We start from the raw sequence: 14,435 nt of genomic DNA, 5'->3' as shown, positions 1-14,435 counted from the left end.
CTAGCCGGGTGGGCATGCCGCGATCACAAAAAAACAAGCCCTCCAGGTTGTGCACCGGGAGGGCTGTAAAGGGCTGTGCTTATCGATCAGGACCGCACGCCGTCGTCCGCCTGGGTCTCGATGCCAGCCTGCATCCCAACAGCTGGGCTTGCCGGATTGGCTGGCGTCAGTGGGTTGGTGTTAGTAGGCACTTCAACCGGTGGCACCTCCCCTGCACCGCTGGCCTGCGGCACGATGGGAGCGGCATCCATGTCTATGGACCCTGCAGAGCGCAGCAGCGCATCGGCTGTGGTGGCGGTGCCGGGAATCTGCTCGATCACCTGAGCCGTTTGCACAGCGCTGTACTGAGCCTCCACCCGGGCGCCCACGGTCAGCGCCTGGGCGCGCTCGGCGTCGGCCTGCGCTTTGATGGCCTGTGCACCCAGCAACTGTGCCTTGGCCTGCAGCGTCGGGTCTTGACTTTGCTGTGCCCGCTGGGCCTTTTGCTCCTCTGTCAGCTGGAAGTTCTTCGGATCCAGACGCTGGCCACGGCACAACTCGGCCGCCAGCTTGGCCGGATCCAAGTCGTACACGGGGTTGGCCGAAGCCTCCAGCAGCGACATCAGGAACTGCTGCTGGGCGTCCCGCTCTACCAAGGCCGACGATGCCCGCACTTCAATTTCGAAGTCCCCTTTGATGTTGTCGTCGTCGCTGTAGCTCATCATCCAGTCGAAATAGCGCTGGATGTGCGGCCTCGTCATGTAGTCGTCAAAGCGCTTGGCCAGGCGGCGCAGCACGCTGGTGGCATTGTTGTTTTGCATCTGCATGCCCCCCAGGGTCTGGGGCGCATCACCACGGATACCCTGCAGCATGGCAGGCATGCCGGTGGTGTCCTCGGCCATCTTCAAAGCAAAGTTGATGATGTTCATCAGCTCGTTTTGCACGCTGGTCACCGAAAAGCTGGCAAAGGCTTTGGTCACATCCGGCACATCGCTGCCCGCTTCAGCGCGCCACAGCTTGCCGGGGCGAAGCGTGTAAACCCCATCCACGGGCGTGATTCCATTGCTGATCACGACCTGCGGTGCTGCAGACAGACCGCTGTTGTCCATCATGGCGCGTGTGCTGGCAACGAGCATGCGCTGCACGGTGCGGATCTGGCGGCTGACGCCAATCCCCCAGGGCATACCAGGGCGGCGCTGCCAGGCCAACACGTCATAGGGAAACTCGCCGCTTTCCAAGGGGCTGAGCACGGCCTTAACCAAGCGGTCATTGATCATCACCGCCATGGCGGGCAACTGCTCCTCGGCCCCCTCATCCAGCTCTACGCCCATGGCTGCCAGCTGTTGGCGCATGCAGTGACCGTGGAAGATCCACATTTCAAACTCATCATCACCGTGGCGGTACACCGACTCTGTGCCCTCGCGCGTCTTGGCCGGGCCTTCGCGCAGCACGGCCAGCAGCTCGGCACGGTCGTAGCTCTCATCCTTGAGCAAGTCCATGATCTGGCGCTTGCCGATGTACTCGCGCTCGAAAGTAAAGCTCCCAGCGTGGATGTTCTCGCCACAGGCAGGATCGGGGAAGAAGTTCCAGAAGTCGATGCGCTTGCTGCCAGGCTTGATTTCGTCCACCTTGAACTGCGTCTTGAGCTGGGTTACCGGATCCTGGCGGGTCATGCGCACCGTCCGCATCACGGGAAACGGCCCTTTGAGCACACCTGAGCCACAGCGGGCCGCATCCTCAATCACTTGGCGCACTTCTCCGTGCCAGTTGGACTCCACCAGCGGATCCTCGATGGCCTTTTGCATCTTGGTGGCCGCCTCCTGGGCCAGCTGTGCCTGCTGCTCCATCGCCTCCTGCACGGCCTCCGTGCTGGGCATGCGCATCGCCTCAGCCAGCTTGGTCAGCTGCAGCTGGCTGAGTGTCGGCAGCGGTGTGGCCTTGATCTCCCAGGCACGGTCATCGGTGGGCAGCAGCATATCTGCCACCCGGGCGCTGGCTGCATCTACATATGGGCGAGTGATGTTCAGGAACACCACGGAGCGCGTGGGCTGCTGGCCCTGCTGCTGGCCCGACAGCAGCGCCTTGCTGCGGCTGCGATAGAGCATGTTGGCCGACTGGAACGCACGGTTGGCGTCGTCAATGCCCTGGTAATGCTCCTCATCTTCCGTCCATTCTTCCTCGATACCCGATCCCGCACGGCCTGCAATCGCCTCGCGACGCTTGGCCAGCAGATTCTGCAGCAGCGTCTGGCGGTCATCGATCGGTGGCGCATCGGCACCTTGGGGCTGCACGCCCCCGTTATTAGCGGTTGCTTGCATTTCAGTACCCCATTTCTTGATCCAGTGGTGCCCAGTTCCCCGTAATTGGGCGCTGTGGCTTGGGTTTGGTGATGGCCTTGCGCTTCATCATCAAGGCGTAGCGACTGGCTGAGAGCAAGTCATCGACCTTCTTGACCACCTTGCCTTCCTTGCGGTGGTACAGGCGGAACTCTTGGAACCAGTCTTCCAGGTGGCTAAACACCTTCCAGCGTCCGGTCTGCATGCGCTCGAGCATGTCCATCAGCCCTGCTTCCACGCCGTTGCTGCCATCTTCAAAGGTGGAGCGATCTTTGAGCATCAACACGCCCGCCTTGGCGTACTGCATGGCCAGCTGCTCACCAGAGCCTTTATCGTGCTGCAAACCGTCATGCGGCCAGGCAGTTGGCACCCAGTCGCCCCAAGCCTTGATGGTGGCGGCATGCACCACGGGTAGCGTTTCGCTTTGTCGGTGGCCTTGGATGACATAGATGCAGTCGTTGTCTCGATCCCAGGCCAACTGCACCGCAGCGCTGGGGTGATCCCAGCCGAAGTCCACACCATTGATGCGTGGCCAGTGTGCAGGCACAGCAAACGGTGTGCACTTGATCAGCTCTTCCTGTACCGGGAAGATGCGGCCGCTGCCCAGCGTGGGGATGCCCTTGGAGCGTGCTTCGCGTTCGTGCGCCGGATAGCTGGCCACGATGGTTTCTTTTTGCTCGGGGGTGTAGTGATCCACATCCCAGATCGTCATGCTGATGACCTTGCGGGTCTTGGCGCCCAAGTCATTGGCCTCGGGCATCAAGAAGCGCTTGACCACATCCGACATGCCCAGCAGCGGGGTGAACGTAGTCAGGGCGAACTGCCCGCGCTGGCCGTTGTTGGTACGGGTCAAGCCTTCGCCATAGATAGGCAGCGGCGGCTCTTCGTCAAACCAGACGCCATCGACTGTGGGCCCCTGCCACTTCTCGCGGCCTTTTTCGTAGGACTTGAAGGCAATCAGGCTCTCGCCGGCCTGCACATCACCCCCACCGCCGTGGCGAATCACCGCGCTGTCCAACAAGTTGGCCACGCCCATCGCCCGGGTGAAATCCTTGATGGCATCACGCGGCACCATACCCGTGCCCCACAAGTCCTGAATCGCTGGTGGGCCCAGCAGCATGCGCTGGGGGTTGTCGCGCGTGGCTTCGCTGGTCACCGAACCGGCCCAAAAAACCACCGGCTTATCGAACACCGCACCATTCCACCAGTCCGGGTAACGGCCAGTCAGGTGCATGGCCCATTCCGCCCCACCAGCTTTGGTCTTGCCCAGCTGGTTGCCAGCCATGAACAAGCGTTCGTTGTACTGCGCACCAGCCGCATGGAATTCGCGCTGCTTGGCGTACGCACCGTATTGATCCAGCTGCCTGCCTTGCAGTTCGCGCTCCACCATCGCAAGCACCGCGGCTTTCTTGTCCGGAGACAGGTACTCAGAAGACAGATTCATACTGCACCGCCCTTCAGGGCAGAGGCCACCGCCAGCAGTTCCTTGGTGCTGAACGCCTCCAAGCCAGGCGGTGGAGGCTCTGGCATCTCTTCACGAATGCCAAACGCTTGGCGCTCCAGCGCAATCAACCCCTTCAAAGACTCGGCCAGCGACCGCATGGTGCTCGAGCGCGACTGCAACGAGCCAGCTTTAGCCGCCATTTCAGCCAGCTTGGCGCGCTTTTCCTTGGTCATTTCTTCGGGTGGCGTGCTGCGCAGAATGTCAGCTGCCTCTGTGATGAGCGCCGGGTCAGCGCTTTGCTGCTCCAGCTCAGTAAGCATGCCCATGCACAGGCGGCGGGCACGCTCGATGTCGGCGCGGTGGGCAAGCCGGATCGTTGCCTGCGTGTTGGCGACCGCCTCGACCGTCGCCTTTTCCGCTGCGGGGCTGGCTTTGTTAACAGGCGTGTTAACCGAAGCCTTGTTAACCAGCTCATTGGCCTTGGCTTCGATCTTCTTTGTGAGGTCGCGCACCCAACCTTGGGCTTTGGCACGCTTGGCGATGTTGACGTGGCTGGTGCCAGAGCCCTCTGCAATTTCGCGCAGACTTTTAACGCCAGCCCTGTAGTCCAGCTCTATGCGCTCCCAGTCAATCTGGGGCTTATCGTTTTGAGGTTTTATCCCGGTGCTCTTTGCCATGCCCCAGAGTGTTCCGAGTAAGCATTTGGGGAGCTAACCCTAGTGGGGGAGGCTTAAGGGCGGCATGTTTGGCTGACACAACACATGTTTCACTGCATGTACTCCAGAATGCATCCAAGGAGGATCTGACATGCTTTTGAATCTTGTACTAGAACCCGAACGGATTGCATATAAGTTCCAAGGATGGAGAGGCCCTGTGCACATGGCAGTGGGGTTTGGTGTAGGTCTTTTTGGCTATTTCGTCGTTAATCTTTTTATGTTCGTGTCCTCATTCGGCCGGACTCAAGCGCCCCTTGGGGCAACAACAATCTGGATTGTTCTGGCTATTGAAGCTGTTGCCCTAGTGACGATGCTTTACGGCGCTTGGCTGTTTTACAAAGACACCATGTACCAAGCATGGCGCATTGATGCGGAGCTGCATCGGCATACACGCTGGTAATTGATCAGAGCAAAGCACCCTGCAGCGGCCGCTCCGACACCTCTTTACGAAGTCTCTGGTTAGCCTCCTCCAGCTCCTTGATCCGAGCCGACATTTCGCGCTGCACACCACGAAATTCCAGTTGCAGTCCCTGCGTGGCCAACGCCACATCATGTTGAAGCTGCAAGGTAGCCAGTTGCTGGGCATCGCCTGCCAGGCGCTGGGCCAGCTTACGCACCTCGCGTGGCCACAAGCGTATCTCCTGGTCGCCCACCTCAATGATCGTCTGCCCATCATCCAAATCAGTAATGCTCACTGGGCGCGGCGCGTCATAGCCCTTGACCAGCTCAAACACCCCATCCAGCACCCGGCGCAGCGTGCCGTCCTCGTCCACGAAGCGTGAAACGTGGTCGTCCACGATGTGATAAGTCAGCCCTGTTACCTCCTGCAGAGTTTTGCGTGTGATGGTGTGCCCAAGGGCAGCCATCTCTTGGATGGCATCCCAAATGATCTGGCGACTTGTGCGTGTTTCGGCTGGTTTTGTCATTCGGTGGTGTCCTTCCGTTAAACTGCTGCGTGTCTAGGGCGTTACAGCTCAGCGGGAGGCTCACTTCGGTGGGCCTTTTGCTTTTCAGCGTTTCAAAAGAAAAGGCGCTCGATTCACACGATGGCCTTTCTATCTTTGAGCCAGGCCACACGCGCCTGCACCTTGTCAGCCTCCAGCTGGGCGAACTGCTCACAGGCCTCTGCCTTGGCGCTTAAGGTGTGCCCTGGCAACGGTTTTTTGTCACAGCGCGCAAAGCCGAAATGCAGCATGTTGGTGTCCGTGGCCTTGGGGTTCCAATGCTGGCAGTCGATGCAGGTGGTCATTGATCGCCCTCCCCGTAGGCCCTGAATGCGACTTCATGCTCCGCACCAAAGGCCTCCATCAGCTGCTGCAGCTCGGACATCTCGCGTTTTGTCATCTGGCTGGTGGACTGGCCGCAGACCACAAAACCGCCATCTAGGCCGGGAACGACCTTGGTGCGCTTGATCGCCGCCGTGAACACATCCTTCCACTCTGCAGGCGTCAGGCGGTGGCCATGCCAGTCCACCTGCTCGCTGATGTCGCTCAACATGGACCACAGGCGTCGGTTTTGCGCATCGCTGCGCTTCTCCGGGCGAATCTCCAGGGTCAGGCGGTGACCGGCCATCACTGCGTTCTTGGCATGAGACCAGGCGTGCATGATGGCCTTATGCGCCTGGACTGGCTCCCACAGGCTGAGGGTGACGCGGTCCATCAGGCCACCTCCATGCGTCCAAAGTGAGCGAGCAGCACGGCTTCGGCGCGGTTGTGGTCCTTCACGCGCTTGAGTTCAGCCAGCACTTCGGGGTGCAAGCGGCGGGCAGTCTCCAGAGACTTCGACTTTTCCGACTTCAGGCCGAAGCGCTTTTTCCAGGACTGGGGGGCCACGTACTGGATCTTGTAGTTCAAGCACTCCAGCACTGTCTCCACAGCGCCCAGCGTGCGCAGCAACGCACCTTGCGTCTGGACGGCGTTGTTCTTTCCGCCCATGGTGCCGACCTTCTCCAGGATGACGTGAGGCTTGCCCTCGGAGGCTGGGCAGTGCTTGAGCAGCAACTGGCAGAGCGCGCGGCCGTCGATCTTGTTTTGCACCATGGCATCGGGCCCCACGTCCGGCGCCTTCATGATGGGCAGGTCAAACACTGCGCGAACGCCGTTGTGGTCCATCACCGCGCAAGCACCCGTCAAACCGGGATCAATTCCAATAACGATCATTGTTCTTTGCTCCTGTTTTATTGCCACGACTGGCGGCCTTCAAACCCCAGGGCTTGGCGGTATGCGGTGATCTGGTGGGGGGCGAGCTTTTCGCCTTTTTCGTGTCGGGCCTTGAGCTTTCGTGCCCAGTCCTTGGGGTCAAGTGCTGGCAACTTGGTCAGCTTGGACTTCACGACGCCCATCACTTCGGCCACCTTCTGCGGGTCTTGGGCTGGGCGTGGCAGATGCTTGAACTGCGGCTTGGGTGCGCTGCGGCACAGCTGGCGGAACTCGATCACGTTCGGAGCCTTGGCGGGCAAGTGCGCCAAGGCATGGCTGATCGCATCTGGCTGATCGAAAAAACCACCCAGCTCCATGCCCCAGTCCTGCTTCACTTCCAACATCGCCTCTTCCTTGAAACCGTCCCACCGGGCGAGGAATTCGCGGCCATAGGTCATGCTCAGCTTCTCGAAAATCTTTTCCACCCACGGCATGGGCAAGGCGCGCGGCGATTTGCTGCTTTGCTGCTCGTTCATCGTTGGCCTCCGATCATTCGGGCGCCGCCAACCTCCTGGGCCTGCACCTCAATCGCTTGCTCACGGAAAAAGTCCCCGGCATGCTGCTTGGGCGGCTGGGCTGCAAAACGCGGCGTCAGCACTGCCACGCGCTCGCGCATCTGCTGCTGGTAGGCCGTCTCACGGGGAGCTTGTTGCTGTTGGCCGCGCTGCTGCATCCACTCGGCCTTGAAACCTCGCCAGCCGTTGGCACAACAGGTCACCAAAGCCTGCTCCAGCGTGTAGCCAGCTCGGCGCGCTTCGCGGTTGATTGCGTCCACAGCGGTTTGCGTCACCGCAGCCTTCAGCGTTTTGCGCAGTTGCAGCCAGTCCGACCAGGTTTGATCCGTCACCTCAACCGGTTTGGCAGGAACCGTCGATTTCGCAGGTTTGGTGTATTGGTGGTTCTTTGGTGGTTCTATTGACGGTTCTATGGTGGTTAGGGTGACACCGGTGTCACCCGTCTCTGCCTGATTTGTCACCCGTCTACTACCCGTTTTGTCACCCGTCTCTACCTGATTTGTCACCCCTGTCAATTTGTCACCCGTGACACCGGTGTCACCCGTCATGCTCAATTTGTCACCCGTCTGGGCAAATGGATCTGGGGTGTTATCCATGTTGGTGTGGCGATACTGGCGGCGGTATTCAGCGCGGCGCTCTTCCTCTCGGAAAGCCTCTTCACGCAGCTTGCGCACGTTGATCCGGTAATTGCGCGTAGCTCCAGGGCGGCCGCCGTTGTGGTTGCCCACCACAGCAATCCATTGGCCATCTTCAAGATCACGCATCAAACGCTGTGCAGTGCGCTCACTGCAGGTCAGTCGCTCAGACAGTGCATAAATCGATGGGTGCAGGCTTGAGCCTTCATCATTGGCCCAGTCAGACAAAGCCAGCAACGCTGCCTTCTGGTTCAGCGGCAAAACCGTCTGCCAAGCCATAGTCATCAGCGCAATACTCATATCGCCGCCTTAGCAATGCGCTGGCTGCGATGGTGGCTGCCAGGCTGTGGAATGTTGAAATAGCTGTTGGCTGCAGGTGGGTGAGCGCTGATGCGGCCACGCTGCAGTTGCTGGGCCAGGGCTGAGCCAGTACGCGGAGAAAAAGCGTTATCTGTAAGCCTTGCCCCGGCCACACGTGTAGGTGAAGTAATCACTCCGATGTCCCTCCGAGATCGTCCGGAAGGAATGGATTGCCGCGCAGCGTCCGCACAAGGACACTGGCCTTATGCACTTCATCAGCCACATGCGCATCCAGCACTTGATTCACGTACGCCGTGCGATCAAGGTTGCGCGCCATGGCCAAGGCATCCAGCGCAGACAGCAACGACTTGGGGCAGTTGCCGCGCAGCTCGCCGACCTCGCCAGCACCAGCTGGGCGACGGGAAAACATGGGGGATTCATGGGGTGCCATAGGTCAGGCCTCCAAGGAAAAGGTGCCCGCCGCACCCTGGGCTACGATGGCGCTGCTTACACAACCATCAACAGCCTCACGGAGGGCGGACATGAAAAAGATCTTGTTCACTTACGACTTGAACAAAGAGGGTTCGTAGAGCAAAAGAGCTCAACTTCGCGAAGCAATCGTCTCCACATTCCCAACTCGCTGGTCAAGGCTGACAACGACGTGGATCGTGGAAACGCACTCGTCAGCAGCACAAGTGCGAGACTGGGTTTCCACGTTCTTGGACGCCAACGACGAGCTGTTTGTGGTCGACATAACCGGGCAAGAAGCTGCCTGGCAAGGCATCGATGCCAAAGGCAGCGAGTGGCTGGTAGATGTGCTCAAGCGCTGATCGTCAGCTGGCAGCTTCAGTGCCGCCCGGATGAGGTACTCATCTTTTGGGTGGCACACCACCACCGCATCAGCGCGTAGCGTGGCACCTATGTTTTCTCCAGAAAGAGCAGTTCCGACGGGGAGCGTGAAGGTTTGCAGCTCAGCCATGGCTCACCTCTTGGGTGGTGAGAGGGTTGAAGTCCGGCCAATAAGCTTGCCAATCGTTAGGACGGCAATCTGCTCTGGTTACTGCACCGCCAGTCTCTCGCTCAATAAGGAGGCAGTACTTAACTGGGATAGGCCGGTTTCCGGCAATCCAGTCCGACAAGTCCGGAGTGTGGGCGCCGATCTTTCTCGCAAGCGCAGCTTTTCCACCGCGCTCTTGCTGATTGAGGTATTCCGATAGCTTCATACGTGCATTGTTAGCCTGAGGCTAAACAATGTCAATAGCCTATGGCTCATTGCCAATATTAGCCAGCCGCTAAATACTCAAGATATGCAACCGATAGATGTAACGCGACGTGAAAAGCTTGGCCTGCTGATTAAAGAAGCAGGCAGTCAAGCTGCGCTCTCCGAAATCATTGGCAAAGCACCGGCTCAAATCAGCCAATGGCTAAACGCGTCTGTGAACTCAAAAACAGGCAAGCCTCGCGTGATGAGCAATGCGATTGCCCGCGAAATTGAACTAAAGACAGGGAAACCCGGTGGCTGGATGGATGCCCCGGCTAACAAGGATGAGTTAAAGACGCCAGGTGGATCTAATGCGGAATTCGTCATGCCATCAGGCGTGCGCCGAGTTCCTGTAATTTCTTATGTTCAGGCTGGTATGTGGACTGAAATTGTTAACAGCTTTCAGCCTGGGGATGCAAACGAATGGCTGGTAACCAGTGATACACACTCACCTAACACCTTTGTTCTGGTAGTTCGTGGCAATTCCATGGAGCCAGACTTTAAGGATGGTGATCTGATTGTGATTGATCCCTCTGTTCGCCCACGCCCTGGCTCCTTTGTGGTTGCAAAGAATGGGCGCGAGGAAGCCACCTTTAAGAAATACCGTCCTCGTTCAGTTGATGTACTGGGTAACGATATTTTTGAGTTGATCCCCCTCAATGAGGACTACCCGACGATGCGATCAAGCGAGCAAGCCATTGAAATAATTGGAACCATGGTTGAGCATCGGCGGCTCTACCGTTAATGACAACCATGATTGACCACTGCCGAAAGTTTTGGAGACGCTGATGCACCTTCAGCCGTGCCTCTCCCTTTGCTTTCGCCTTTTGGCTGGTTGGAGGCTTGGTCTGGGCAGCTAAAAGATGGATAGTTGCACACTAATTGGTAGCACGCGAAATGTTCCGGGGAAAATTAAAAGAATGAAGGAGATAAAAATTGACTTGTGAAGTTGCTGTAGCAAACAAGCTAGGGATTGCATTAGCTGCAGATAGTGCAGTCACCAGAACAAAAAACGGTGACAGAACTTATGCTTCTGGTGTAAATAAAATTTTTCAATTAACTGAACATGATCCTGTTGCATGTTTGATTTACAACAATGCAAGTATTGCATCTGTGCCTTGGGAACTGATCATCAAAGATTTTCGAAAGAAATCAAAAGGGTCATTTGAAACAATCAAGCAATATCAAGAAGAGTTTTTAAAACATATAGATAGCAATCAATCTTCCGGACTTCTCACAGATGAAGTATTAGAATTTGGAAACTATCAATCTATTTATGCAGCCGTTTATAACGTAGTTTCACGCCTTTCCAACACTATCGATAACTCGGTTTCATCTGGGACACCGTTACAAGAATCCATAGAATCCTCGTTCTTAATTGCAAAAAAATATCTTGATTCGATACCTTACGACAACGCTTTAAGCGATATCGATCCTGATGGATTCCATGCTGAACATCAAAACGTAATATCAAAATATTTGAATGAATCAAATGATTGGAAAAAATATAAGGACATTCAATCGTTAATATCTGATTATGACATAACTAAATTCATTAGCGACTCACTCTTAAAAGAAGCATTAGTAATTTTGAGAAGCTCTTACACAGGGATAGTTATTGCAGGATATGGCGAGAATGAATATCTACCCGTTTGTAGAGAAATTAAAATTTATGGATTCATTGGAAAAAAGCTTTTGCATACGCTTGGTGATACCAACGAAATAAGCCATTTCGGCAACGGAAGCTTCATAAAACCATTTGCCACTAGCAACATGGTTGAAACTTTTATGCTTGGAGCTAGCGATGATGTAACAGTTTTTGTTGAAAATAGCTATCTTAAAAGCGTAGAGAAAACATGCTATGAAGTACTAAATGCTCATAATTTAGTTGCAGATCCTAATATTGTTTCTAAGATTATTCAGAGTAATTTACGCCCATTCTCCAATCAATGGATAAGCAATGCTATAAGCGCTCATCTTGACCCTTTGCTTGAGATCGTAGGTGGGTTACCATTGCCAGAGCTTGGGGAGCTAGCCGAAACTTTAGTGATGCTTGAATCTCTAAAGGAAAAGGTGACGCGTGGTACCCAATCTGTAGGCGGACCAATTGACGTTGCTGTCATTACAAAAGCTGAAGGCTTGGTCTGGCTGAAGCGCAAGCTCTACTTTGATGCTAGCCTTAACCATAGGTACATGAGTCGCATACAATCATCCGCTGGAGCAAATTCATGAACTACCTGTACAACGAAGTCAAGCGCGAAGAGCCAAGCATGATCTCGATTGCTTTACGCTTAAATTCCATGCGCATGCGCTCTCCAAGTCAAGTTAGCCCTCCACCAGCTGCTACGCCAGAACAAATATCAGAGTACAAAGAGCGTTTGCGCAATGCTATTGCCTCTCGTCATGCAAATCAGCTAAAAAAACAACCGTAACTGTTCGATACCTAGTTGCTTCAAAAGGCCCGCCCCTAGCGGGCTTTTTTTCGCCCCGACAAACGGTCGTCTCATCCAAGAACGCTTGATACAGACTCTCCCGAATTCAACACTTCAAAGAGGGACTACATGCGAGGAATTTTAGTAACTGCGTTGTCTGGCATCGCTCTATTCACAGCCGCAAGCAGCGTCCACGCCAGCTGCTTTGGCGGTGACACTTACAAGACCTGTACTGATAACTCTGGCAACTCTTACTCCGTGCAGAAGTACGGAAACTCGACCTACGTGCAAGGCATGAACGCACAGGGGGAGTCCTGGTCGCAACAATCTCAAACCTATGGGAATACGACCTATCACAACGGTACGGCCAAAGACGGCAACAGTTGGAATGGAACAACGAGCACGTTTGGAGGTACGACGGTGCACCAAGGCACGGACAGCAGAGGCAACGGCTACTACAAGTCTTGCAACCAGTACGGCTGCTATTAAACCTACAACACATCCAAAGCCCGCCCCGAGCGGGTTTTTTTTCGCCTCTGTGGTGTGTGGTCATGGGGAGCAGTTTAGTGGTAGATGAAAAATATTAGCCAATGGCTATTGACACAGATATTAGCCTAGCGCTAAAGTTCACCCATCGCAGCACCAAACCGCGAAACACCCAAGGCCCAGCGATCCGGGGCCGAAGCCGACAAGAAGCAAAGGCGGGGTTAGCTCCAAAAGGGGCGATGCAGGCGGTGCACCAAGGCGATGGGTGCCAAGTGATCGAGCCAGCACCTCGGGTCTTTAAAAACCGAGCCAAAGAACAGATTGATTGGGGTGGTCGCTGAGTGAGCGCAAGAAGTTCAGCGGGAAGCAGGACGGTTGCCCGCCCTGCCCCACATGGTCACAGCTTCAACACGAGGATGACAAAGCCAATTGCAGTGATGCACTTGGCCAGGTCAATGTTGAAGCTCACCTTCACTCGGCATTTCATTGGTTGCCCTTTGGAATGCCCCGTGGCCACGGGACGTTAATCCCGCTACGACTTATTACGCGCCGTTGCTAGCGCGGCCAGCCTCTTGCCGCGAATGTGAGGTTGGCATCGGCTCAATTGACAGGTTTAGATAAGGCTGTCTTTGTTTGCGCTTTTAAACGTGGCTCGACACGATGACAGCGCTGACCCTAGCTGGTTTCTTTTCACCTTAAGCGGTTGATGGCCGCAGCGGGTGTTATCAGCACCCAGAGCAAGTATCTCAGACGATTGCCCCATTCAATCTGCTCTTAAGGCTCCCCGAAGGATGAACAGGCCGCAAGGCCCTGCCCCTGAGCACCACGGCAGAAGCAAAAGTGGTTGGCCAAGCCCGTTGAATTACCGGAACCGAGGCCATACGCAAGGCGACTTGAGCTGACAGCAGTCAGGAGATGCAAGCCGCGCCCCTGGGGTCACAACCAGGGGAGACAAACCAGAGCCTTGTGACAGAGGGCTGCGGTTTGATTTTGTACCCCCAGAACAACCGCGATAGGCGCGCGGCCCGACAGGGGTAAGTGTCGGGAATTCCAAGGTACAGCTGCCCACGCCGACAGCGCACGGTGTCGGATATTGATCCGGCTAGGCCAAACCAGAATGGCAATCTATGAGATTGGAGAGCATCGTGTAAGTGATAGCGCCCCGTGGGCAATAAACACCGCCGCCTGCAGCGATATGCAGGGCGATTTGGTGAACTGTCAGCCAACACTTGACAGTTGACCTGATCGTTTTTCCAGCCGGGTCGTGGGTATCTCCTCCCTCCCTCTCATGCATTCCCATGACATGCCGAAAGGCACCGGCTCTTTATTCCCCCAAGCCCGCAATACGCGGGCTTTTTTGTTTCTGAAGGCTCACTATGTTAATGACTGCTAACCCCTGTGCAGATGCTGAGCGCTGGGAAAACGAACAAGACCTGCGCGCAGCACAGGCTGAAGCATTGGAAATCAAGGCATATGGCATTGCCCTCGAAGCCCTGAGTTCCAAGCAGGCCAGTTGGTACAAGGCCCACCATGTCGGCGACACGATGCTGACTCCCGATGAGGTGATGGTCGACGCAATTGGCAATGACGACGATGTCACCGATGCGTTTGACGCACTGATGACCGACCCCGCTCCAGCCGCTCAAAAGCTGCGCGAGGCTTTGGCTTCATACATGGCCAAGCACTTTTGGCCGTCAATTGCAGGGTATCCAGATGCAGTTTGACTACACCCCACCGCCCACCTACCCAGAGCCGCTGCCGCCCGAGCAAGTGCTCGAGTTGCTGGGGCCTACGGATTCCGAGCACAGCGCGGATGCGCTTTAAGGAGCAAGCCATGCTTTTCAAAATCAAAGTCAGCGGTGCTGGTGAGTTTGAGCACCCTTTCCCCTCTGCGCTTGCTGCCCACGCATGGGCCCAAGTGTGCTGGCCCATGGCCCGCTCTGTGACGGTTCTCTGCATGGAGCGCGTTACATGAGCCCCCCCCTGCAACTCCAGCGCATCCCCAAGCGCCGCCGATTCAAGCCCGCCACTGTGCGGGCTTTGTTTTGGGTGATTGCCATCCCCTGTTTCGCCATCTTCTGCGCTGGCGTCATAGCCAAGTGCACCCCCAACCCCGTTTTTCCACTGTGAGGT

The 14,435-nt window shown here is 56.1% G+C and carries 20 protein-coding genes; 9 read left to right on the top strand and 11 right to left on the bottom strand.

Annotated elements, in window-relative coordinates:
- Positions 1-86: 86 nt before the first annotated feature.
- Genes QEP12_RS12505 through QEP12_RS12495 form a run of 3 tightly spaced genes read right to left on the bottom strand, consistent with a single transcriptional unit; the run spans position 87 to position 4,436 of the window.
- Positions 87-2,297, bottom strand: a complete 2,211-nt coding sequence (locus QEP12_RS12505) for a portal protein (protein ID WP_284214459.1) — start codon at positions 2,295-2,297, stop codon at positions 87-89.
- A gap of 1 nt (position 2,298) precedes the next feature.
- A complete protein-coding gene (locus QEP12_RS12500) occupies positions 2,299-3,759 on the bottom strand; it encodes a terminase large subunit domain-containing protein (RefSeq protein ID WP_284214458.1) in 1,461 nt (486 codons plus the stop codon).
- A complete protein-coding gene (locus QEP12_RS12495) occupies positions 3,756-4,436 on the bottom strand; it encodes a hypothetical protein (protein ID WP_284214457.1) in 681 nt (226 codons plus the stop codon). The genes QEP12_RS12500 and QEP12_RS12495 overlap by 4 nt, the downstream gene beginning before the upstream one ends.
- A 130-nt stretch (positions 4,437-4,566) precedes the next feature.
- Between QEP12_RS12495 and QEP12_RS12490 the strand changes: the two genes are divergently transcribed.
- Positions 4,567-4,875 carry a hypothetical protein gene (locus tag QEP12_RS12490; RefSeq protein WP_174864092.1) on the top strand — a complete coding sequence of 103 codons (309 nt, stop codon included), beginning with the start codon at positions 4,567-4,569 and terminating at the stop codon, positions 4,873-4,875.
- Between the two features lie 4 nt (positions 4,876-4,879).
- Here QEP12_RS12490 and QEP12_RS12485 read toward each other — a convergent pair whose 3' ends face one another.
- From QEP12_RS12485 to QEP12_RS12455, 7 genes are all read right to left on the bottom strand, one after another.
- Entirely contained in the window at positions 4,880-5,401 is a 522-nt protein-coding gene (locus QEP12_RS12485) for a hypothetical protein (protein WP_174864094.1), read from the bottom strand.
- Between the two features lie 113 nt (positions 5,402-5,514).
- On the bottom strand, positions 5,515-5,724 hold the full coding sequence (locus QEP12_RS12480) for a hypothetical protein (protein ID WP_284214456.1): 210 nt from the start codon (positions 5,722-5,724) through the stop codon (positions 5,515-5,517).
- Entirely contained in the window at positions 5,721-6,134 is a 414-nt protein-coding gene (locus tag QEP12_RS12475; RefSeq protein WP_284214455.1) for a recombination protein NinB, read from the bottom strand. The genes QEP12_RS12480 and QEP12_RS12475 overlap by 4 nt, the downstream gene beginning before the upstream one ends.
- The gene (locus QEP12_RS12470) at positions 6,134-6,634 is read right to left on the bottom strand and encodes a RuvC family protein (protein ID WP_174864099.1); all 501 of its coding nucleotides are present in this window, start codon (positions 6,632-6,634) and stop codon (positions 6,134-6,136) included. Before QEP12_RS12470 ends, QEP12_RS12475 begins: the two co-directional genes overlap by 1 nt.
- A 17-nt stretch (positions 6,635-6,651) precedes the next feature.
- Positions 6,652-7,149: a hypothetical protein gene (locus tag QEP12_RS12465; RefSeq protein WP_174864101.1), complete on the bottom strand. Its 498-nt coding sequence runs from the start codon at positions 7,147-7,149 to the stop codon at positions 6,652-6,654.
- On the bottom strand, positions 7,146-8,123 hold the full coding sequence (locus QEP12_RS12460) for a helix-turn-helix domain-containing protein (protein WP_284214454.1): 978 nt from the start codon (positions 8,121-8,123) through the stop codon (positions 7,146-7,148). The genes QEP12_RS12465 and QEP12_RS12460 overlap by 4 nt, the downstream gene beginning before the upstream one ends.
- Before the next feature lie 190 nt (positions 8,124-8,313).
- A complete protein-coding gene (locus QEP12_RS12455; protein WP_284214453.1) occupies positions 8,314-8,574 on the bottom strand; it encodes a hypothetical protein in 261 nt (86 codons plus the stop codon).
- A 244-nt stretch (positions 8,575-8,818) separates the two neighbouring features.
- On the opposite strand from QEP12_RS12455, the gene QEP12_RS12450 reads away from it, so the two are divergent.
- Positions 8,819-8,953 (top strand): hypothetical protein, encoded by a 135-nt coding sequence (locus QEP12_RS12450; RefSeq protein ID WP_281355054.1) that lies wholly within the window; start codon positions 8,819-8,821, stop codon positions 8,951-8,953.
- Between the two features lie 141 nt (positions 8,954-9,094).
- Here QEP12_RS12450 and QEP12_RS12445 read toward each other — a convergent pair whose 3' ends face one another.
- A complete protein-coding gene (locus QEP12_RS12445; RefSeq protein ID WP_174864108.1) occupies positions 9,095-9,346 on the bottom strand; it encodes a transcriptional regulator in 252 nt (83 codons plus the stop codon).
- Between the two features lie 84 nt (positions 9,347-9,430).
- Between QEP12_RS12445 and QEP12_RS12440 the strand changes: the two genes are divergently transcribed.
- The 7 genes from QEP12_RS12440 (at position 9,431) to QEP12_RS12410 (ending at position 14,432) form a co-directional block, all read left to right on the top strand.
- Complete coding sequence (locus QEP12_RS12440; RefSeq protein WP_246254465.1) at positions 9,431-10,129, top strand: S24 family peptidase; 699 nt, start codon at positions 9,431-9,433, stop codon at positions 10,127-10,129.
- Between the two features lie 191 nt (positions 10,130-10,320).
- Positions 10,321-11,616 (top strand): hypothetical protein, encoded by a 1,296-nt coding sequence (locus QEP12_RS12435; protein ID WP_284214452.1) that lies wholly within the window; start codon positions 10,321-10,323, stop codon positions 11,614-11,616.
- Positions 11,613-11,816, top strand: a complete 204-nt coding sequence (locus QEP12_RS12430) for a hypothetical protein (protein WP_174863262.1) — start codon at positions 11,613-11,615, stop codon at positions 11,814-11,816. Before QEP12_RS12435 ends, QEP12_RS12430 begins: the two co-directional genes overlap by 4 nt.
- A 129-nt stretch (positions 11,817-11,945) precedes the next feature.
- On the top strand, positions 11,946-12,305 hold the full coding sequence (locus QEP12_RS12425; protein ID WP_174863261.1) for a hypothetical protein: 360 nt from the start codon (positions 11,946-11,948) through the stop codon (positions 12,303-12,305).
- 1,373 nt (positions 12,306-13,678) lie between these two features.
- On the top strand, positions 13,679-14,026 hold the full coding sequence (locus tag QEP12_RS12420) for a hypothetical protein (RefSeq protein ID WP_174863260.1): 348 nt from the start codon (positions 13,679-13,681) through the stop codon (positions 14,024-14,026).
- A 110-nt stretch (positions 14,027-14,136) separates the two neighbouring features.
- Positions 14,137-14,277 (top strand): hypothetical protein, encoded by a 141-nt coding sequence (locus tag QEP12_RS12415; protein ID WP_284214451.1) that lies wholly within the window; start codon positions 14,137-14,139, stop codon positions 14,275-14,277.
- Positions 14,274-14,432 carry a hypothetical protein gene (locus tag QEP12_RS12410; RefSeq protein ID WP_174863259.1) on the top strand — a complete coding sequence of 53 codons (159 nt, stop codon included), beginning with the start codon at positions 14,274-14,276 and terminating at the stop codon, positions 14,430-14,432. The genes QEP12_RS12415 and QEP12_RS12410 overlap by 4 nt, the downstream gene beginning before the upstream one ends.
- Positions 14,433-14,435 lie beyond the last annotated feature (3 nt).

Origin of the sequence: Comamonas jiangduensis (assembly GCF_030162955.1) — a bacterium.
GTDB lineage: Bacteria > Pseudomonadota > Gammaproteobacteria > Burkholderiales > Burkholderiaceae_C > Comamonas > Comamonas jiangduensis.
This window is presented reverse-complemented; position numbering and strand designations above follow the sequence as displayed.

What these genes read in the sequence shown, in the direction of transcription:
- QEP12_RS12480 (WP_284214456.1), bottom strand. Translation starts at nt 5,724, where the DNA reads ATGACCACCTGCATCGACTGCCAGCATTGGAACCCCAAGGCCACGGAC.
- QEP12_RS12465 (WP_174864101.1), bottom strand. Translation starts at nt 7,149, where the DNA reads ATGAACGAGCAGCAAAGCAGCAAATCGCCGCGCGCCTTGCCCATGCCG.
- QEP12_RS12445 (WP_174864108.1), bottom strand. Translation starts at nt 9,346, where the DNA reads ATGAAGCTATCGGAATACCTCAATCAGCAAGAGCGCGGTGGAAAAGCT.
- QEP12_RS12425 (WP_174863261.1), top strand. Translation starts at nt 11,946, where the DNA reads ATGCGAGGAATTTTAGTAACTGCGTTGTCTGGCATCGCTCTATTCACA.
- QEP12_RS12410 (WP_174863259.1), top strand. Translation starts at nt 14,274, where the DNA reads ATGAGCCCCCCCCTGCAACTCCAGCGCATCCCCAAGCGCCGCCGATTC.
- QEP12_RS12420 (WP_174863260.1), top strand. Translation starts at nt 13,679, where the DNA reads ATGTTAATGACTGCTAACCCCTGTGCAGATGCTGAGCGCTGGGAAAAC.
- QEP12_RS12500 (WP_284214458.1), bottom strand. Translation starts at nt 3,759, where the DNA reads ATGAATCTGTCTTCTGAGTACCTGTCTCCGGACAAGAAAGCCGCGGTG.
- QEP12_RS12460 (WP_284214454.1), bottom strand. Translation starts at nt 8,123, where the DNA reads ATGAGTATTGCGCTGATGACTATGGCTTGGCAGACGGTTTTGCCGCTG.
- QEP12_RS12455 (WP_284214453.1), bottom strand. Translation starts at nt 8,574, where the DNA reads ATGGCACCCCATGAATCCCCCATGTTTTCCCGTCGCCCAGCTGGTGCT.
- QEP12_RS12490 (WP_174864092.1), top strand. Translation starts at nt 4,567, where the DNA reads ATGCTTTTGAATCTTGTACTAGAACCCGAACGGATTGCATATAAGTTC.
- QEP12_RS12495 (WP_284214457.1), bottom strand. Translation starts at nt 4,436, where the DNA reads ATGGCAAAGAGCACCGGGATAAAACCTCAAAACGATAAGCCCCAGATT.
- QEP12_RS12505 (WP_284214459.1), bottom strand. Translation starts at nt 2,297, where the DNA reads ATGCAAGCAACCGCTAATAACGGGGGCGTGCAGCCCCAAGGTGCCGAT.
- QEP12_RS12475 (WP_284214455.1), bottom strand. Translation starts at nt 6,134, where the DNA reads ATGGACCGCGTCACCCTCAGCCTGTGGGAGCCAGTCCAGGCGCATAAG.
- QEP12_RS12470 (WP_174864099.1), bottom strand. Translation starts at nt 6,634, where the DNA reads ATGATCGTTATTGGAATTGATCCCGGTTTGACGGGTGCTTGCGCGGTG.
- QEP12_RS12440 (WP_246254465.1), top strand. Translation starts at nt 9,431, where the DNA reads ATGCAACCGATAGATGTAACGCGACGTGAAAAGCTTGGCCTGCTGATT.
- QEP12_RS12430 (WP_174863262.1), top strand. Translation starts at nt 11,613, where the DNA reads ATGAACTACCTGTACAACGAAGTCAAGCGCGAAGAGCCAAGCATGATC.
- QEP12_RS12485 (WP_174864094.1), bottom strand. Translation starts at nt 5,401, where the DNA reads ATGACAAAACCAGCCGAAACACGCACAAGTCGCCAGATCATTTGGGAT.
- QEP12_RS12415 (WP_284214451.1), top strand. Translation starts at nt 14,137, where the DNA reads ATGCTTTTCAAAATCAAAGTCAGCGGTGCTGGTGAGTTTGAGCACCCT.